Below are 13,181 nucleotides of genomic sequence, written 5' to 3'. Positions count from 1 at the left end.
AGGGGGGAGTTCCATGACCCATACCCTTTGGAGCCACCTGCTCCCATTGCCGATAGGCACCCATGCAGCGCATCACGGCTGTTTGTCCCTGCACCTGCCGGACGACCCTGACCGGGAGGCGCTCGAGCAGTTCATTCATCGCTGTTTCGCTGAAGTTCACCACGCCGATGTACACCATTACCTGCCCGAGTTGCTGGCCTTGCGTGATAGCCACGGGCACTTGATCGCGGCGGCGGGTCTGCGCCCGGCCAGCAGTGGGCCGCTGTTTCTCGAGCGTTACCTGGACGTGCCCCTGGAAACCGCGGTTTCGCGCCTGACCAGCCTGCCCGTTGCCCGCGAGTGCATGGTCGAGGTCGGCAACCTGGCGTCGCTGAGCGCCGGCAGCGCACGCATCATGATCACCGCCGTGACCTGGCTGCTTGCTACCCGTGGGTTGAAGTGGGTGGCGTTCACCGGTGCCTCCACCTTGATCAACAGTTTCCAGCGCCTGGGCCTGGCACCTACCGTGCTGGCGCAGGCCGACCCGGCACGCCTGGACGAGCCCGTTGCGCAATGGGGCAGCTATTACGCCCAGCATCCGCAGGTGTACGCGGGCGAAATCGGCCAAGGCTTCGACTTGCTGCGTAGCGCTGGTGTGTTTCGCCGCCTGGGCTTTCCGGTGCTGGACGAGGAGACCGGCCATGCCGCTTGAACTTGAACGTTTCTGGCAGGCATTGCTGGCCCATGGTGATGCGCCCGCGCTGGAAGGGGCCAGTGCACGCTACACCTACAAGCAGTTGCTTGCCGAGGTGCTACAGCGTGCCGAGGCCCTGCGCCAGCGTCAGGCCGGTGTGCTGGTGCTGGGGCTGGATAACGGTCCCGAACTGCTGTTGTGGGACCTGGCCGCGCTGGTCTCGGGGCGCGCCTGCGTGACGGTGCCCACCTTCTTCAGCCCAACCCAGTTGGAGCATTGCCTGCAACAGAGCGGCGCCAGCCTGGTGCTCGGCCCGCCCGCCTGGGAGAGCTTGCTCGGGCGGCTGGGTTTCGTCGACCAGCAAGGCTTCTGGTCGCGGCCAGCGCTGCCTGCGGTGGCCCTGCCTGAAGGCACCGCCAAGGTCACCTACACCTCTGGCAGCACCGGCAACCCCAAAGGCGTGTGCCTGAGCGCGCAGGCCATGTTGCGGGTCGCACACGAACTGGAACAGGCCAGCCGGCCTACGCAGCCTCGGCGCTACCTCGCTGTGCTTCCGCTGGGCGTGTTGCTGGAGAACCTGGGCGTTTACGCCGCCTTGCTGGCAGGGGCCAGTGTCATGCTGTACCCACAGGCCCAGTTGGGCATGGGGGGGGCCAGCCAGGTCGATTTCAAGCGGCTGCTCGGGGCCATCGCCTTGAGCGGCGCACAAAGCCTGATTCTGGTTCCGCAACTGCTGCTGGGGCTGGTCACGGCAATCGAGCGCGGGCTGATGGGGGTTGGCATGCTGCGTTTCGTTGCGGTGGGTGGCGCCCGTGTGGCGCCCAGCCTGCTGGCGCGGGCCGAGGCCGTAGGCTTGCCGGTATTCGAGGGCTACGGGCTGTCGGAATGTGCCTCTGTGGTGGCGCTGAACCGCCCCGGTGCGGTGCGCCCAGGCAGTGTCGGCCGGCCTTTGCCGCATGTGCAGGTGCGCATCGCCGAAGACGGTGAGGTGCTGGTTGCCGGGACCCTGCTGCTTGGCTATCTGGGCGACACGCCCAGCCAAACCGCGTGGTGGGCTACCGGCGACCTGGGCTTTTTCGATGATGAAGGCTACCTGCACCTGAACGGGCGCAAGAAACACCAGTTCATCACCAGCTTCGGGCGCAACGTCAACCCTGAATGGGTAGAAGCCGAGCTGACCCAGAGCGGGGTGATCGCCCAGGCGTTCGTTCATGGCGAGGGCATGCCGCGCAACGTGGCCTTGCTCTGGCCGCTCGACCCGGGCACCACGGACGCGGCTATCGGGCAGGCCGTGCAGCACAGTAATGCCAGTTTGCCCGACTACGCCAGGGTGCATGCCTGGCGGCGTTTGCCAGCGCCATTCTCGGTCGCCGAGCACACCCTGACCGCCAATGGCCGCCCACGCCGTGAGGCGATCCTGCAGCGTTATCAACCCTTGTTGTCCGACATTCCGTCATGAGGTCTACCATGTCATTTTTCGACACCCTGCAGCTGCAAACCAGCCACGAACGTCAGGCTTTGTTCGCGGTGCCGGTCATTCGCGAGGCGCTGGCCGGCCAGGTCAGCCGGGCCAGCTACATCGCCTTCCTCACCCAGGCCTATTACCACGTGCGCCATACCGTACCGCTGATGATGGCGTGCGGCGCGCGGCTGCCGGCGCGGCTGGAGTGGTTGCGCGGCGCGGTGTGCGAGTACATCCAGGAGGAGTACGGCCACGAGCAGTGGATCCTCAACGATATCAAGGCCTGTGGCGGTGACTGGGAGGCGGTACGCGACGGCCGGCCTGCCTTGCCCATCGAGTTGATGGTTGCCTATCTGTACGACCTTATCGCACGGGGCAACCCGGTGGGGTTGTTCGGCATGGTCAACGTGCTGGAGGGCACCAGCATCGCCTTGGCCACCCATGCTGCCGGGGCGATCCAGAGCACCCTCGGGTTGCCCAACCAGGCCTTCAGCTACCTCAGTTCCCACGGCGCGCTGGACCAGGACCACATGGTCACCTACAAAAGCCTGATGGACCGGCTGGACGACGTGGCCGACCAGCAGGCGGTGCTGCACGCCGCCAAGGTGGTGTACCCGCTGTATACCGCCATGTTCGAAGGTTTGCCACGCACTGAGCATGCCGAGGTGCAGCATGCGCTTGCATGAGTCGGTGGTGGTGCTGACCGGGGCCAGTGGCGGCATCGGCCTGGAACTGGCCGAGCAATTGTGTGCAGCCGGTGCCCGGGTACTCGCGGTAAGCCGGCACATGGGCAAGCTGGCGGGGCTGATGAACCGCTACCCTGGGCGCCTGCGTTGGCAAACGGCCGACCTGCGTACGCCGACCGGGCGTGAACAGGTGGTCAGCCGCGCCCGCGAAATGGGCGGGGTCAATGTGCTGATCAATGCCGCCGGTGTAAACCGTTTTGCCTTGCTGGACCAGCTGGACGAGTACGCGCTGGATGAATTGCTCGACATCAACATCAAGGCGCCCCTGCAGCTGACCCGTGCCTGCCTGCCCCTGCTGCGCGAGCAACCCAAGGCGCTGGTGGTGAATGTCGGTTCCACTTACGGCTCGATCGGCTACCCCGGCTACGCCACGTACTGTGCCAGCAAGTTCGCCCTGCGCGGTTTCTCCGAGGCGTTGCGCCGTGAGTTGGCCGATACCACGGTGAATGTGCTGTATGCCGCCCCGCGGGCCACCCGCACCACCATGAACAGCAGCGCCGCCACCGCGCTCAACCAGGCGCTGAAGGTCGGCATGGACGACCCGGCCGATGTCGCCCGCGCCGTGCTCGTGGCCGTCCAGTCGGAGCGCAGCGAGCTGTACCTGGGGTGGCCGGAAAAGCTCTTCGTACGCATCAACGGCATGTTGCCAGGGGTGGTCGACCGTGCCCTGCGCAAGCAATTGCCTGTCATTCGCCGCTACATTGGTGGCCATATCAAGGAGTCGAGCAAATGAAGCGACTGGCCTTCGTCAGCCTGCTGGCGTTCACCCCGTTCACCTGGGCACTGGACCCAGCCGGAAACCAGCAGCTCAGCGCGCTGCAACAGCGTTGGGCACAAATCCAGTATCAGACGCCCAAGGCCCAGCGCGCTGATGCTTTCGAGAAGTTGTCCGGTGAGGCGGCGGCATTCGTCAGGCAGCACCCCGGCACCCCCGAGCCGCTGATCTGGGAAGGCATCATCAACAGCAGCTGGGCTGGCGCCGTGGGTGGGCTCGGTGCGCTGGGCAAGGTCAAGTCCGCCAAGGCCAGCCTGGAGCAGGCCATGAAGCTGGACCCTGATGCCCTGCAGGGCTCGGCCTATACCAGCCTTGGCACGCTTTACGACCAGGTGCCGGGCTGGCCGATAGGGTTCGGTGACGGCGATAAGGCGGACCAGCTGTTGCGCGAAGCCCTCAAGATCAACCCCAACGGCATCGACAGCAACTATTTCTGGGCCGACCACTTGTACCGGCAAAAGCGCTACGCTGAAGCCACTGCTGCCTTGCACAAGGCCATGCAGGCGCCGCCGCGGCCGGGGCGTGAACTGGCGGACCAAGGCCGGCGAGCGGATATCGCGGCTTTACTCAAGGCAATCAAGGACAAACAGGACTGAACATGCGGCTACTGCTGGTTGAGGACGATACCGCACTGGGGGAGGGGATCTGCGATGGCTTGCGCCAGGAGGGTTATACGCTCGACTGGTTGCGCGACGGCCAGAATGGCGTGCACGCGCTGCTGCATGAAACATTCGACCTGGCCATCCTGGACCTGGGCTTGCCGCGCCTGGATGGCATCGAGGTGCTTCGGCGCGTGAGAGGCGCTGGCAATAGCTTGCCGGTACTGATCCTCACCGCGCGGGACGCCCTGGATGATCGCATCGCCGGGCTGGATGCTGGCGCTGACGACTACCTGGTCAAGCCGTTCGACCTCAACGAGCTGAAGGCCCGCTTGCGGGCTTTGCTCAGGCGCAGCGCCGGGCGTGCCAAGGTATTGATCGAGCATGCCGGGGTCATGCTCGACCCCGCTACCCAGCAGGTACATTACCAAGGGCTGGAAGTGATACTGACCCCCAAGGAGTACCGCTTGCTGCATGAATTGCTGGCGCAGCCGGGCAAGGTGTTCACCCGCGAACGCCTGACCCAGCTGCTGTATGGCTGGGATGAAGAACCCGAGAGCAATACCCTGGAAGTGCACATCTACCACCTGCGCAAAAAGCTCAACAACGGCCTGATCCGCACGGTGCGGGGCATTGGCTACCTGGTCGAGGGCAAGGCATGACCTCGTTGCGGCGAAGGACGTTGTGGCGGGTCATGCTGCTGTTGCTGCTGGGTACAGGCCTGCTGACGCTGTACAACTATCATGACAGTCGCCACGAGATCAACGAAGTGTACGACGCCCACCTGGCGCAGAACGCCCGCCTGCTGCAGGGGGTCATGAGCCTGCCGGTCCAGGGCGGCTCGCGCGAGGCCATGTACCAGGCGTTCAACGACGCCTTGGCCCAGGCCGGCCACCACCGGGTTGGCCACCCCTACGAAAGCAAGCTGGCATTCCAGGTATGGGGTGAGGGGGGCGTGTTGCTGGTGCATACACCCAGTGCCCCGCAGCTGTCGCTGCCGCCGTCCGAACCCGGGTTCTACGACTTTTCCAGTGGTGACCGGCAATGGCGCGGCTTCGTGTTACCGGTGCCGGAAAAGCACTGGGTCATCTGGGTGGGTGAACGTGATGATGTGCGCTACGACCTGATCGACCGGATCGTGCGCCATACCTTGTTCCCCTTCCTGCTCGGCAGCCTGGCTCTGGTGTTGCTGGTCTGGGTGGCGATCGGCTGGGGGCTGCGCCCCTTGCAGAACATGGCCACGGTCATTCGCGCACGCCACGCCGATTCACTCGAACCCTTGCGCCTGGCGCCATTGCCCTCGGAGCTGGAACCCATGCAAGCGGCCATCAACCGCCTGCTGGCGCAGATCGAAGACATGCTGCGGCGCGAGCACCGCTTCATTGCCGACGCCGCCCATGAAATGCGCACGCCGCTGGCGGTGTTGCGCCTGCATGCCCAGAACGCACTCGAGGCCGCGAGCGAGGCCGAACGGCACAAGGCGCTGGGCTTTCTGATTGGCGGTGTGGACCGGCTGACTCGGGTGGTCAACCAGTTGCTGACCCTGGCCCGTGTCGAGCCGCGCCTGGGCCAGCACGCCGCGGTCAAGGTCGACCTGGGTGAGGTGGTCACCGACACCATGGCCGAGCTGACTCCCTGGATACTCGACCGCGGCCTGGAGCCATCGCTGGATATTGGTGAGGGTGATCACCACCTGGGCATCGACGCCGGTGCGTTGACCATCGCGTTCCAGAACCTGGTTTCCAACGCCGTCGAGCATTCGCCCCCGGGAGGGCGCATCAGCGTACTGCTCAGGCGCCTGGAAAACCGTTTCGAGCTGATCGTGGAGGATGAAGGGCCAGGTATCGAGCCGGCTGACATAGCGCGCGTGTTCGAGCGCTTCTACAGCCGTAACAGCCCCAACGGTGCCGGGCTGGGGCTGTCCATTGTCGCCACCATCATTGACCGCCTGGGCGGGCATGTTCACCTTGAGAACCGACCGAGCGGTGGCTTGGCGGCAACCCTGCGGCTGCCTTTGAACTGATGCAAAAATCTGTACATTGCGGGTGACAAACCTGTACAAGCTGCTATGTTTGTACAATATTAGTCATGGCAGCCGAGGCCAGCATGGCAGTCCCAGCCCGATTCACATCCCTGTGTCTGTTGCTGACCGCCCTGGCCACGGCGGCTGTGGCGGACTGGCGTGCGGATGTGCCGGCCGCACAACGGCTGGGTGAAGGCGATTTCAGCTGGTGGGGCCTGCGTTTGTACAGTGCGCGGCTGTGGGCGGCCGGCCCCGTGCAGCGCTGGGATGAGCCGTTCGCGCTGGAGCTGCGTTACCACCGCTCGCTGTCCAGAGACACCTTGGTCGAAGCCAGCCTTGCAGAAATGCGCAGGCTCGACGGGGGCGGCATGACGGCACAACGCAGCGCGCAACTGACCGGGCTGCTGCAACAGGCATTCGTCGACGTAAGCCCTGGCATGCGCATAACAGGTGTTTACCTGCCGGGCCAAGGCTGCCGTTTTTACGTTGACGGCAAACTCAGCCGCGAAATCACCGACCCTGTCTTTGCCCGGGCATTCTTCGCCATCTGGCTCGGCCCGAATGCCAGGGACCCACAATTACGGCAGCGCTTGCTCGGGCTGGCCGGCACCGATGGAGAGCCGTGACATGAACGTTGGCAAAGCGCTGTTACTGGTTGGCTGCCTGCTGTTGGGCAGTTGCGGCAACGTGGGGGTCGAGCATTATGCCGGTGAGCAACCCAAGCTCGACCTGGCGGCGTTCTTCTCCCGGCCGGTTCAGGCCTGGGGCATGTTCCAGAAGCGTTCCGGCGAGGTGGTCAAGCGGTTTCATGTGCGCATCGACAGCCGCCGAGAAGGTGAGCGGCTGATTCTCGACGAGCACTTCGTGTACAGCGACGGCACGCGCCAACAGCGCACTTGGACCTTGGTGCCGGACGGGCCTGGGCGCTGGCGGGGCACGGCCGGCGACGTGATCGGCGAGGCCCGTGGCGAAGTGGCGGGCAATGCGCTGCGCTGGCGCTACCGGCTGGACTTGCCGGTGGACGGCAAGCACTGGGAGGTGGACCTGGACGACTGGATGTACCTGATGGATGACGACACGCTGATCAACCGCTCGAGCATGAGCAAACTAGGCGTGGAGATCGGCCAGATCACGCTGTTCTTCCGCCGCCTGCCGGAGGCTACGCCATGAACCTGAATGCATTGGCCCAGCACGTGGATGCTGGCGAGATCGAAGAGCTTGAAGTGCTGTCGCTGGAAGGTGGCTTCTACGTTTTGCGTGCAATTACCGCAACCGGCCCGGTTACCTTGAGCGATGCGCAGGGGCAGCCTGTGCGCCTGCGCTCCACTACCGAACTGCGCGATTTGCTGGCTGACATGGCCGAGGTGCCATGCGTGCTGGTGCAGCAGTCGGTGCATGATGAGATGTGCGGGCAACGTGACTTCCCCATTGCGCCGTTGCGCGTGCCGATTACCCTGGCCAGCCAGTGGTAGGCCGCCCCGTGCGCCTGGGCCTGGTGCTGGGTGACCAGTTATCGCTGGAGCTGCCAAGCCTGAAGGCACTGGACCCTGCCCAGGACGCTATCCTGATGGCAGAGGTGGAGGGCGAGGCGCGCTATGTGCCCCATCACCCGCAAAAGATCGTGCTCGTTTTCAGTGCCATGCGCCACTTTGCCCAGGCGCTGCGCGAGCGCGGCTGGCAAGTGCACTACGTACCGATCGATGACAGCGAAAACAGCGGCACCATCGTCGGTGAGCTGCGCCGCTGGCGCGAACGGCTTGGCGCGGCGCAGATCGACCTGACCGAATGTGGCGAGTGGCGGCTGGAGCACGCGTTGCGCGAGTCCGGGCTGCCCTTGACGTGGCACCGCGACACTCGCTTCCTGTGCTCGCGTGAGGCCTTCGCGCGCTGGGCCGAGGGTCGCCGGCAGTTGCGCATGGAGCATTTCTATCGCGGTATGCGCAAGCGGTGCGGCCTGCTGCTGGAGCCCGATGGCAGCCCTGCCGGGGGCACCTGGAACTTCGACAGTGAAAACCGTAAACCACTGCCTCGCAACCTGGGCGCTCCGTTCGCGGCGCGCTTTACGCCCGATGCCATTACCCTGGCGGTGATGGCGCTGGTACGCCAGCGCTTCGGCGACCACTACGGCGAGATAGACGGGTTCGAGTACCCCGTCACCCAGCAGCAGGCGCTTGAGCTGTGGCAGCACTTTCTCGACTTCGGTCTGGCGGCATTCGGTGACTACCAGGACGCCATGGCCGAAGGTGAGCCGTATCTTTTCCATTCACGCATCAGCGCGGCCCTGAACATAGGCTTGCTCGATGTGCGGCAGTTGTGCGAAGACGTGCAACAGGCCTGGCGCGAAGGCAGGGTGCCGCTCAACGCCGCCGAAGGCTTCATCCGCCAACTGATCGGTTGGCGTGAATATGTCCGCGGTGTGTATTGGCTGCGCATGCCCGACTACGCCACATTGAACCACTTCGGCAACGCCCGCGCCTTGCCCGAGTTCTACTGGACCGGCAACACCCGCATGCGCTGCATGGCGCAAGCGATAGGGCAAACGCTGCGGCTTGGGTACGCGCACCACGTGCAGCGGCTGATGGTGACCGGCAACTTCGCGCTGTTGGCAGGCATCGCGCCTGCCGCCATCTGTGAATGGTACCTGGCGGTCTACATCGACGCATTCGACTGGGTCGAACTGCCCAACACGCTTGGCATGGTGATGCATGCCGACGGTGGCTACCTGGGCTCCAAACCGTATTGCGCCAGTGGGCGCTACATCCAGCGGATGTCCGACCACTGCAAGGCCTGCAGCTATCGGGTAGACAAGGTGGTGGAAGCCGATGCCTGCCCGTTCAATGCGCTGTACTGGCATTTTCTTATGCGCCACCGTCAACGCCTGTCGGCCAACCCGCGCCTGGCAATGGTCTACCGCAACCTCGACCGGATGGCTGCCGCGCGCCGTGATGGTGTGTGGCAACGTGGCGAGCAGTTGCTCGCCGAGCTGGATGCAGGCAGGCCGCTGTGAAGAAGCAAAACCTGCCAAGCAAGGTGTGCGTGGTGTGTGGCCGGCCATTCACCTGGCGCAAGCGCTGGGCGCGTTGCTGGGACGAGGTGCGTTATTGTTCCGAGCGCTGTCGCCGCTCAGCGCCACGCAGCCAGGCGCACCAGCAAGGGCAAGGCCAAGGCCCAGATCGGCACTAGAAGCAGGGTGGTTGCCAAAGGCCCCAGGGGCAGCGCGACATCGGCCAGCCTGGCGCCGCCCAGATACGCCAGGGGGCCGGCAACCGCGCCGACCACGGCACCGCGCAAAAACGGCCGGCCTGCCCAAGCCAGGCTATGGCGCAAACCGCTGGCCAGCACCAACCACATCGATGCCAGCCATAGGGGCAGCGGCCAGGCGTGAAAATCAAATACACCAAGGCTGCCTAGCAGGCTGTCCAGCAGGCACCCAGCCATGGTCACGCGTAACAGCGCCCAAGCTTCTGCCCGCGGTTGTGTGCATATCCATAGGTGCAGCGCCAGCCCCAAAGGCACCAACATCAGCACCCAAGGTGTGCTGGCACCCCATATGCACAACCACCAGCCCAATTGCAGCCACAGCGCATTGGTAATCTGGCCGCGGGTAACCATCACGCTGGTACAGGCAGTGGCGCGCGACGCGCGTTCGGCGCCGCCCACAACAGCTGCGCCACGCCAATGGCACGCTCCTCGAAACCGCCCTGGCAGTAGCACAGATAAAACTCCCACAGGCGCTGGAACGTCTCGTCATAACCCAACGCCGCGAGCGCCGCGCGCGACTGCTTCAGGTTGTCGTGCCAGTGCCGCAGCGTCAGGGCGTAGTCGACACCGAAATCCTCCATGTGAACCAGGTTCAGCGCTGTCTGGCGGCTAGCCGTATCGACCAGCACGCTGAGCGAGGGCAGGGCGCCGCCGGGGAAAATATAGCGCTGGATGAAGTCTACCGAGCGCCGTGCCTGGGTATAGCGTTGATCGCGAATGGTGATCGCCTGGATCAGCATCAGGCCATCAGGCTTGAGCAACGCTCCACACTGGCGGAAGTACGTGGGCAGGTAGCGGTGGCCTACAGCCTCGATCATCTCGATCGAGACCAGCTTGTCGAATGTCCCGCGCAGGTCGCGGTAGTCCTCCTGCAGCACGGTGATCTGCCGCTCCAGCCCCAGGTCTTTGACCCGTTGCAGGGTATGGCTGTATTGCGCCTGGGACAGGGTGGTGGTGGTGACCCGGCAACCATGATGGCTGGCAGCATGGATGGCAAGGCTGCCCCAGCCAGTGCCGATCTCCAGCAGGTGGTCTTCCGGGCCCAGTTCAAGCTTCTCGCAGATGCGTTGCAGCTTGCGAAGCTGGGCCTGTTCAAGGGGTTGGTCGGGGTGCTCGAACTGGGCAGCCGAGTACATCATGGTCGGGTCCAGCAGCTGTTCGAACAGTGCGTTGCCCAAGTCATAGTGGGCCAGTATGTTGCGTCGCGCACCGCGCTTGCTGTTGCGGTTGAGCCGGTGCAGCAGGCGCAGGGCGGGCCGGCCCAACCGCGCCAGGCCCCCTTCCAGGGCGTCGAGCACCTCGAGGTTGGCGACGAACAACCGCGTGACCAGGGCCAGGTCCGGGCTGCGCCAGTAACCATGGATATAGCCCTCACCGGCACCGATCGAACCATTGCTCGCCAGCAGGTTCCAGGCAGCATCATCGAGAATTTCCACCTCCGCCTGCAGGGCACTGGCGGCATCACCGAAGGCCCATTGTTGCCCATGGCAGAGCACACGCAGGTGGCCATGGCGCAACTTGCCCAGCTGTGCCAGCACAGCGTTGCGCGCCAGCGCGCCCAACCAAGGGGCGATGCCTGCTGACTTGCTAACGCTCAGGGTGGGATTGGACATGATCGGAGTCCTCGCAAGGTTGGCCAAGTGCCAGGTCGCCCTGGCTGGCGGTGTGGTCGTGAATAGGCGTGCGCTTGCAGAACAGGCGCAGGGCTTGCCAGTAGATGCCCGTCAGGGTGCGCAGGCTCATCCAGGGGAAGGCCAGGATGTAGCGGTGCAAGGCGGGACGGTCCAAGGGTTGGCGCCGTAGTGCCAGGTCGGCTTCGAAGACCTTGTGGCCGCTTTGCCAGTTTTCCATGTGGATGCGCACCCGGCTCTCGTCGAGGTGGAAGCGCAAGCGGTAGTCCATGTCCAGCGGCATGAACGGCGACACGTGAAAGGCCTTGTTCACCGCGAACGGCTGCGCCAGCCCGCCCTGTACGGGCAGCACATAGTGGAAGCGCTCTCGCCAAGGGGTGTTGCGTACTTCCAGCAGGATTGCCGCCAGGTGCCCATCGCGGTCGTGGCAGAAGTAGAAACTCACCGGGTTGAACGCCAGTCCCCAGCAACGCATCTGGGTCAGCAGGCGTACCGGCCCTTCCGGCACCTGGCCCGTGGCTCGGCCCACCAACCGCCGCGCGGCGCCGGCCAGCGATTGCCCTTGGCCGGTAAAGGCCGGCAGGTAATCGGTTTCACGGAAGCTCAGCGGCGCCAGGCGCGAGCGCCGTAACCAGCGCGACAGGGTCATCAGCCAGGCTTGCTCGTCCAGGTCCAGGTAGAACATGCCGACTTGGTAGCGGAAGGCGTGCGGCCGCGGGCTCAGGCGCCGGTGGCTGAGCCAGCCCAGGCACAGACCGCTGTTCATAGCTGTTCCCCGAAATGGCTGGCCACCTGCAGCGCGCTGGTGACGCCGTCCTCGTGAAAGCCGTTGCCCCAGTAGGCCCCGCAGAAATAGCTGTGCTGACCGCCTTGCAGCTGCGCATGCCGGGCCTGTGCGGCCAGCGCCGCCAGGCTGTATTGCGGGTGGGCGTAACTGAAGCGGGCGATGATCTGGGCGGGGTCGATCAGGGCGGTCTGGTTCAGGCTCACGCAGAACGTCACCGGCGCCTGCAGGCCTTGCAGGATATTCATGTTGTAGGTCAGCGCGGCCGGTGCCTGACCGTCGCCGGCCAGGCGGTAGTTCCAACTGGCCCAGGCTTTGCGCCGGCGGGGCAGCAGGCGGGTGTCGGTGTGCAGCACCACATCATTGTCGGCGTAGCCGATGGCGCCCAGTACTGCCTGCTCCTGTGTACTCGGTGCCTGCAGCAGGGCAAGGGCCTGGTCGCTGTGACAGGCGAATACCACTTTGTCGAAGCGCTCGGTGCCGGCAGCGCTGTGCAGGGTCACCCCACCCTGGTCTCGGTCGACCCGGTGAACCTTGCAGTCAAGCCGTACCTGTTCGGCAAACCGCCGGCTCAGCGGGCCGATATAGCTGCGCGAACCACCTTCTATCACCCGCCATTGCGGCCGCTGATTGACCGACAGCAGGCCGTGGTTGCGGCAAAAGCGCACGAAGAACTGCAACGGAAAAGCCAGCATGTCGGCCCGGGACATCGACCAGATCGCCGAGCCCATGGGCACCACGTAGTGATCGACAAAACGTTGCCCGTAGCCTTGCGCCTGAAGATAGCTGCCCAGCGTGGTGTGATCGTCTATTCGCCCTGCATCCAGGTCGGCGATAGCCTGCCGGTTGAAGCGCAGGATTTCGCGCAGCATCCCCCAGAAACCCGGTGACAGCAGGTTGCTGCGTTGTGCGAACAGGGTGTCGAGGCTATGACCATTGTATTCCAGGCCGCTGAGTGGGTCGTTTACGGAGAAGCTCATCTGCGTGGGTTGTGAGCCCACATCCAGTTGCTCGAGCAAGCGAATGAAGTTCGGGTAGGTCCAGTCGTTGAACACGATGAAGCCAGTATCGATGGCATAGCGCTCGCCTGCCCAGTCCACGTCCACGGTGTGGGTGTGGCCGCCGACCCAGCTCGCGGCTTCGAACACCGTGACCGCGTGGCGACGGGAGAGCAGGTAGGCGCAGGTGAGGCCGGCAATGCCGCTTCCAATAATGGCGATGCGCATG

Annotated in this window: 16 protein-coding genes; 12 read left to right on the top strand and 4 right to left on the bottom strand. The window is 64.6% G+C overall.

Annotated elements, in window-relative coordinates; all coding sequences use genetic code 11:
* Positions 1–13: 13 nt before the first annotated feature.
* The 12 genes from GYA94_RS08900 to GYA94_RS08845 all read left to right on the top strand — a co-directional run bounded on the left by GYA94_RS08900 (position 14) and on the right by GYA94_RS08845 (position 9,461).
* Positions 14–691, top strand: coding sequence for a thermostable hemolysin (locus GYA94_RS08900; protein WP_009685551.1), 678 nt, complete (start codon positions 14–16; stop codon positions 689–691).
* A complete protein-coding gene (locus tag GYA94_RS08895; protein WP_161892149.1) occupies positions 681–2,132 on the top strand; it encodes an AMP-binding protein in 1,452 nt (483 codons plus the stop codon). Before GYA94_RS08900 ends, GYA94_RS08895 begins: the two co-directional genes overlap by 11 nt.
* Before the next feature lie 8 nt (positions 2,133–2,140).
* Positions 2,141–2,821, top strand: a complete 681-nt coding sequence (locus GYA94_RS08890) for an iron-containing redox enzyme family protein (RefSeq protein ID WP_161892148.1) — start codon at positions 2,141–2,143, stop codon at positions 2,819–2,821.
* A complete protein-coding gene (locus GYA94_RS08885) occupies positions 2,808–3,614 on the top strand; it encodes an SDR family oxidoreductase (RefSeq protein WP_029887139.1) in 807 nt (268 codons plus the stop codon). The genes GYA94_RS08890 and GYA94_RS08885 overlap by 14 nt, the downstream gene beginning before the upstream one ends.
* Positions 3,611–4,252 (top strand): tetratricopeptide repeat protein, encoded by a 642-nt coding sequence (locus tag GYA94_RS08880; RefSeq protein ID WP_029887140.1) that lies wholly within the window; start codon positions 3,611–3,613, stop codon positions 4,250–4,252. The genes GYA94_RS08885 and GYA94_RS08880 overlap by 4 nt, the downstream gene beginning before the upstream one ends.
* A gap of 2 nt (positions 4,253–4,254) precedes the next feature.
* Positions 4,255–4,917, top strand: a complete 663-nt coding sequence (locus GYA94_RS08875) for a response regulator (protein ID WP_009685546.1) — start codon at positions 4,255–4,257, stop codon at positions 4,915–4,917.
* Positions 4,914–6,278: a sensor histidine kinase gene (locus GYA94_RS08870; protein ID WP_161892147.1), complete on the top strand. Its 1,365-nt coding sequence runs from the start codon at positions 4,914–4,916 to the stop codon at positions 6,276–6,278. Before GYA94_RS08875 ends, GYA94_RS08870 begins: the two co-directional genes overlap by 4 nt.
* A gap of 83 nt (positions 6,279–6,361) precedes the next feature.
* On the top strand, positions 6,362–6,904 hold the full coding sequence (locus tag GYA94_RS08865; RefSeq protein ID WP_054912790.1) for a chalcone isomerase family protein: 543 nt from the start codon (positions 6,362–6,364) through the stop codon (positions 6,902–6,904).
* Between the two features lies 1 nt (position 6,905).
* Positions 6,906–7,448, top strand: coding sequence for a DUF3833 domain-containing protein (locus GYA94_RS08860; protein ID WP_029887143.1), 543 nt, complete (start codon positions 6,906–6,908; stop codon positions 7,446–7,448).
* On the top strand, positions 7,445–7,750 hold the full coding sequence (locus GYA94_RS08855; RefSeq protein ID WP_161892146.1) for a DUF6482 family protein: 306 nt from the start codon (positions 7,445–7,447) through the stop codon (positions 7,748–7,750). The genes GYA94_RS08860 and GYA94_RS08855 overlap by 4 nt, the downstream gene beginning before the upstream one ends.
* Positions 7,751–7,758: 8 nt before the next feature.
* Complete coding sequence (locus GYA94_RS08850; RefSeq protein WP_161892164.1) at positions 7,759–9,285, top strand: cryptochrome/photolyase family protein; 1,527 nt, start codon at positions 7,759–7,761, stop codon at positions 9,283–9,285.
* Positions 9,282–9,461: a DUF2256 domain-containing protein gene (locus tag GYA94_RS08845; protein WP_080709259.1), complete on the top strand. Its 180-nt coding sequence runs from the start codon at positions 9,282–9,284 to the stop codon at positions 9,459–9,461. The genes GYA94_RS08850 and GYA94_RS08845 overlap by 4 nt, the downstream gene beginning before the upstream one ends.
* Here GYA94_RS08845 and GYA94_RS08840 read toward each other — a convergent pair.
* From GYA94_RS08840 to GYA94_RS08825, 4 genes are read right to left on the bottom strand one after another with little or no spacing between them, the layout of a single operon-like run.
* Positions 9,402–9,890, bottom strand: a complete 489-nt coding sequence (locus GYA94_RS08840) for a DUF2878 domain-containing protein (RefSeq protein ID WP_161892165.1) — start codon at positions 9,888–9,890, stop codon at positions 9,402–9,404. The genes GYA94_RS08845 and GYA94_RS08840 overlap by 60 nt on opposite strands.
* A complete protein-coding gene (locus GYA94_RS08835; RefSeq protein ID WP_054914215.1) occupies positions 9,890–11,152 on the bottom strand; it encodes an SAM-dependent methyltransferase in 1,263 nt (420 codons plus the stop codon). The genes GYA94_RS08840 and GYA94_RS08835 overlap by 1 nt, the downstream gene beginning before the upstream one ends.
* Positions 11,127–11,936 carry a DUF1365 domain-containing protein gene (locus GYA94_RS08830; RefSeq protein WP_161892145.1) on the bottom strand — a complete coding sequence of 270 codons (810 nt, stop codon included), beginning with the start codon at positions 11,934–11,936 and terminating at the stop codon, positions 11,127–11,129. The genes GYA94_RS08835 and GYA94_RS08830 overlap by 26 nt, the downstream gene beginning before the upstream one ends.
* Positions 11,933–13,180 carry an NAD(P)/FAD-dependent oxidoreductase gene (locus GYA94_RS08825; protein WP_161892144.1) on the bottom strand — a complete coding sequence of 416 codons (1,248 nt, stop codon included), beginning with the start codon at positions 13,178–13,180 and terminating at the stop codon, positions 11,933–11,935. The genes GYA94_RS08830 and GYA94_RS08825 overlap by 4 nt, the downstream gene beginning before the upstream one ends.
* Position 13,181 lies beyond the last annotated feature (1 nt).

Source organism: Pseudomonas juntendi (assembly GCF_009932375.1).
GTDB classification, from domain to species: Bacteria; Pseudomonadota; Gammaproteobacteria; order Pseudomonadales; family Pseudomonadaceae; genus Aquipseudomonas; species Aquipseudomonas juntendi.
The sequence above is the reverse complement of the archived record's forward strand: the minus strand, read 5'-3'. Positions and strand labels throughout refer to the sequence as shown.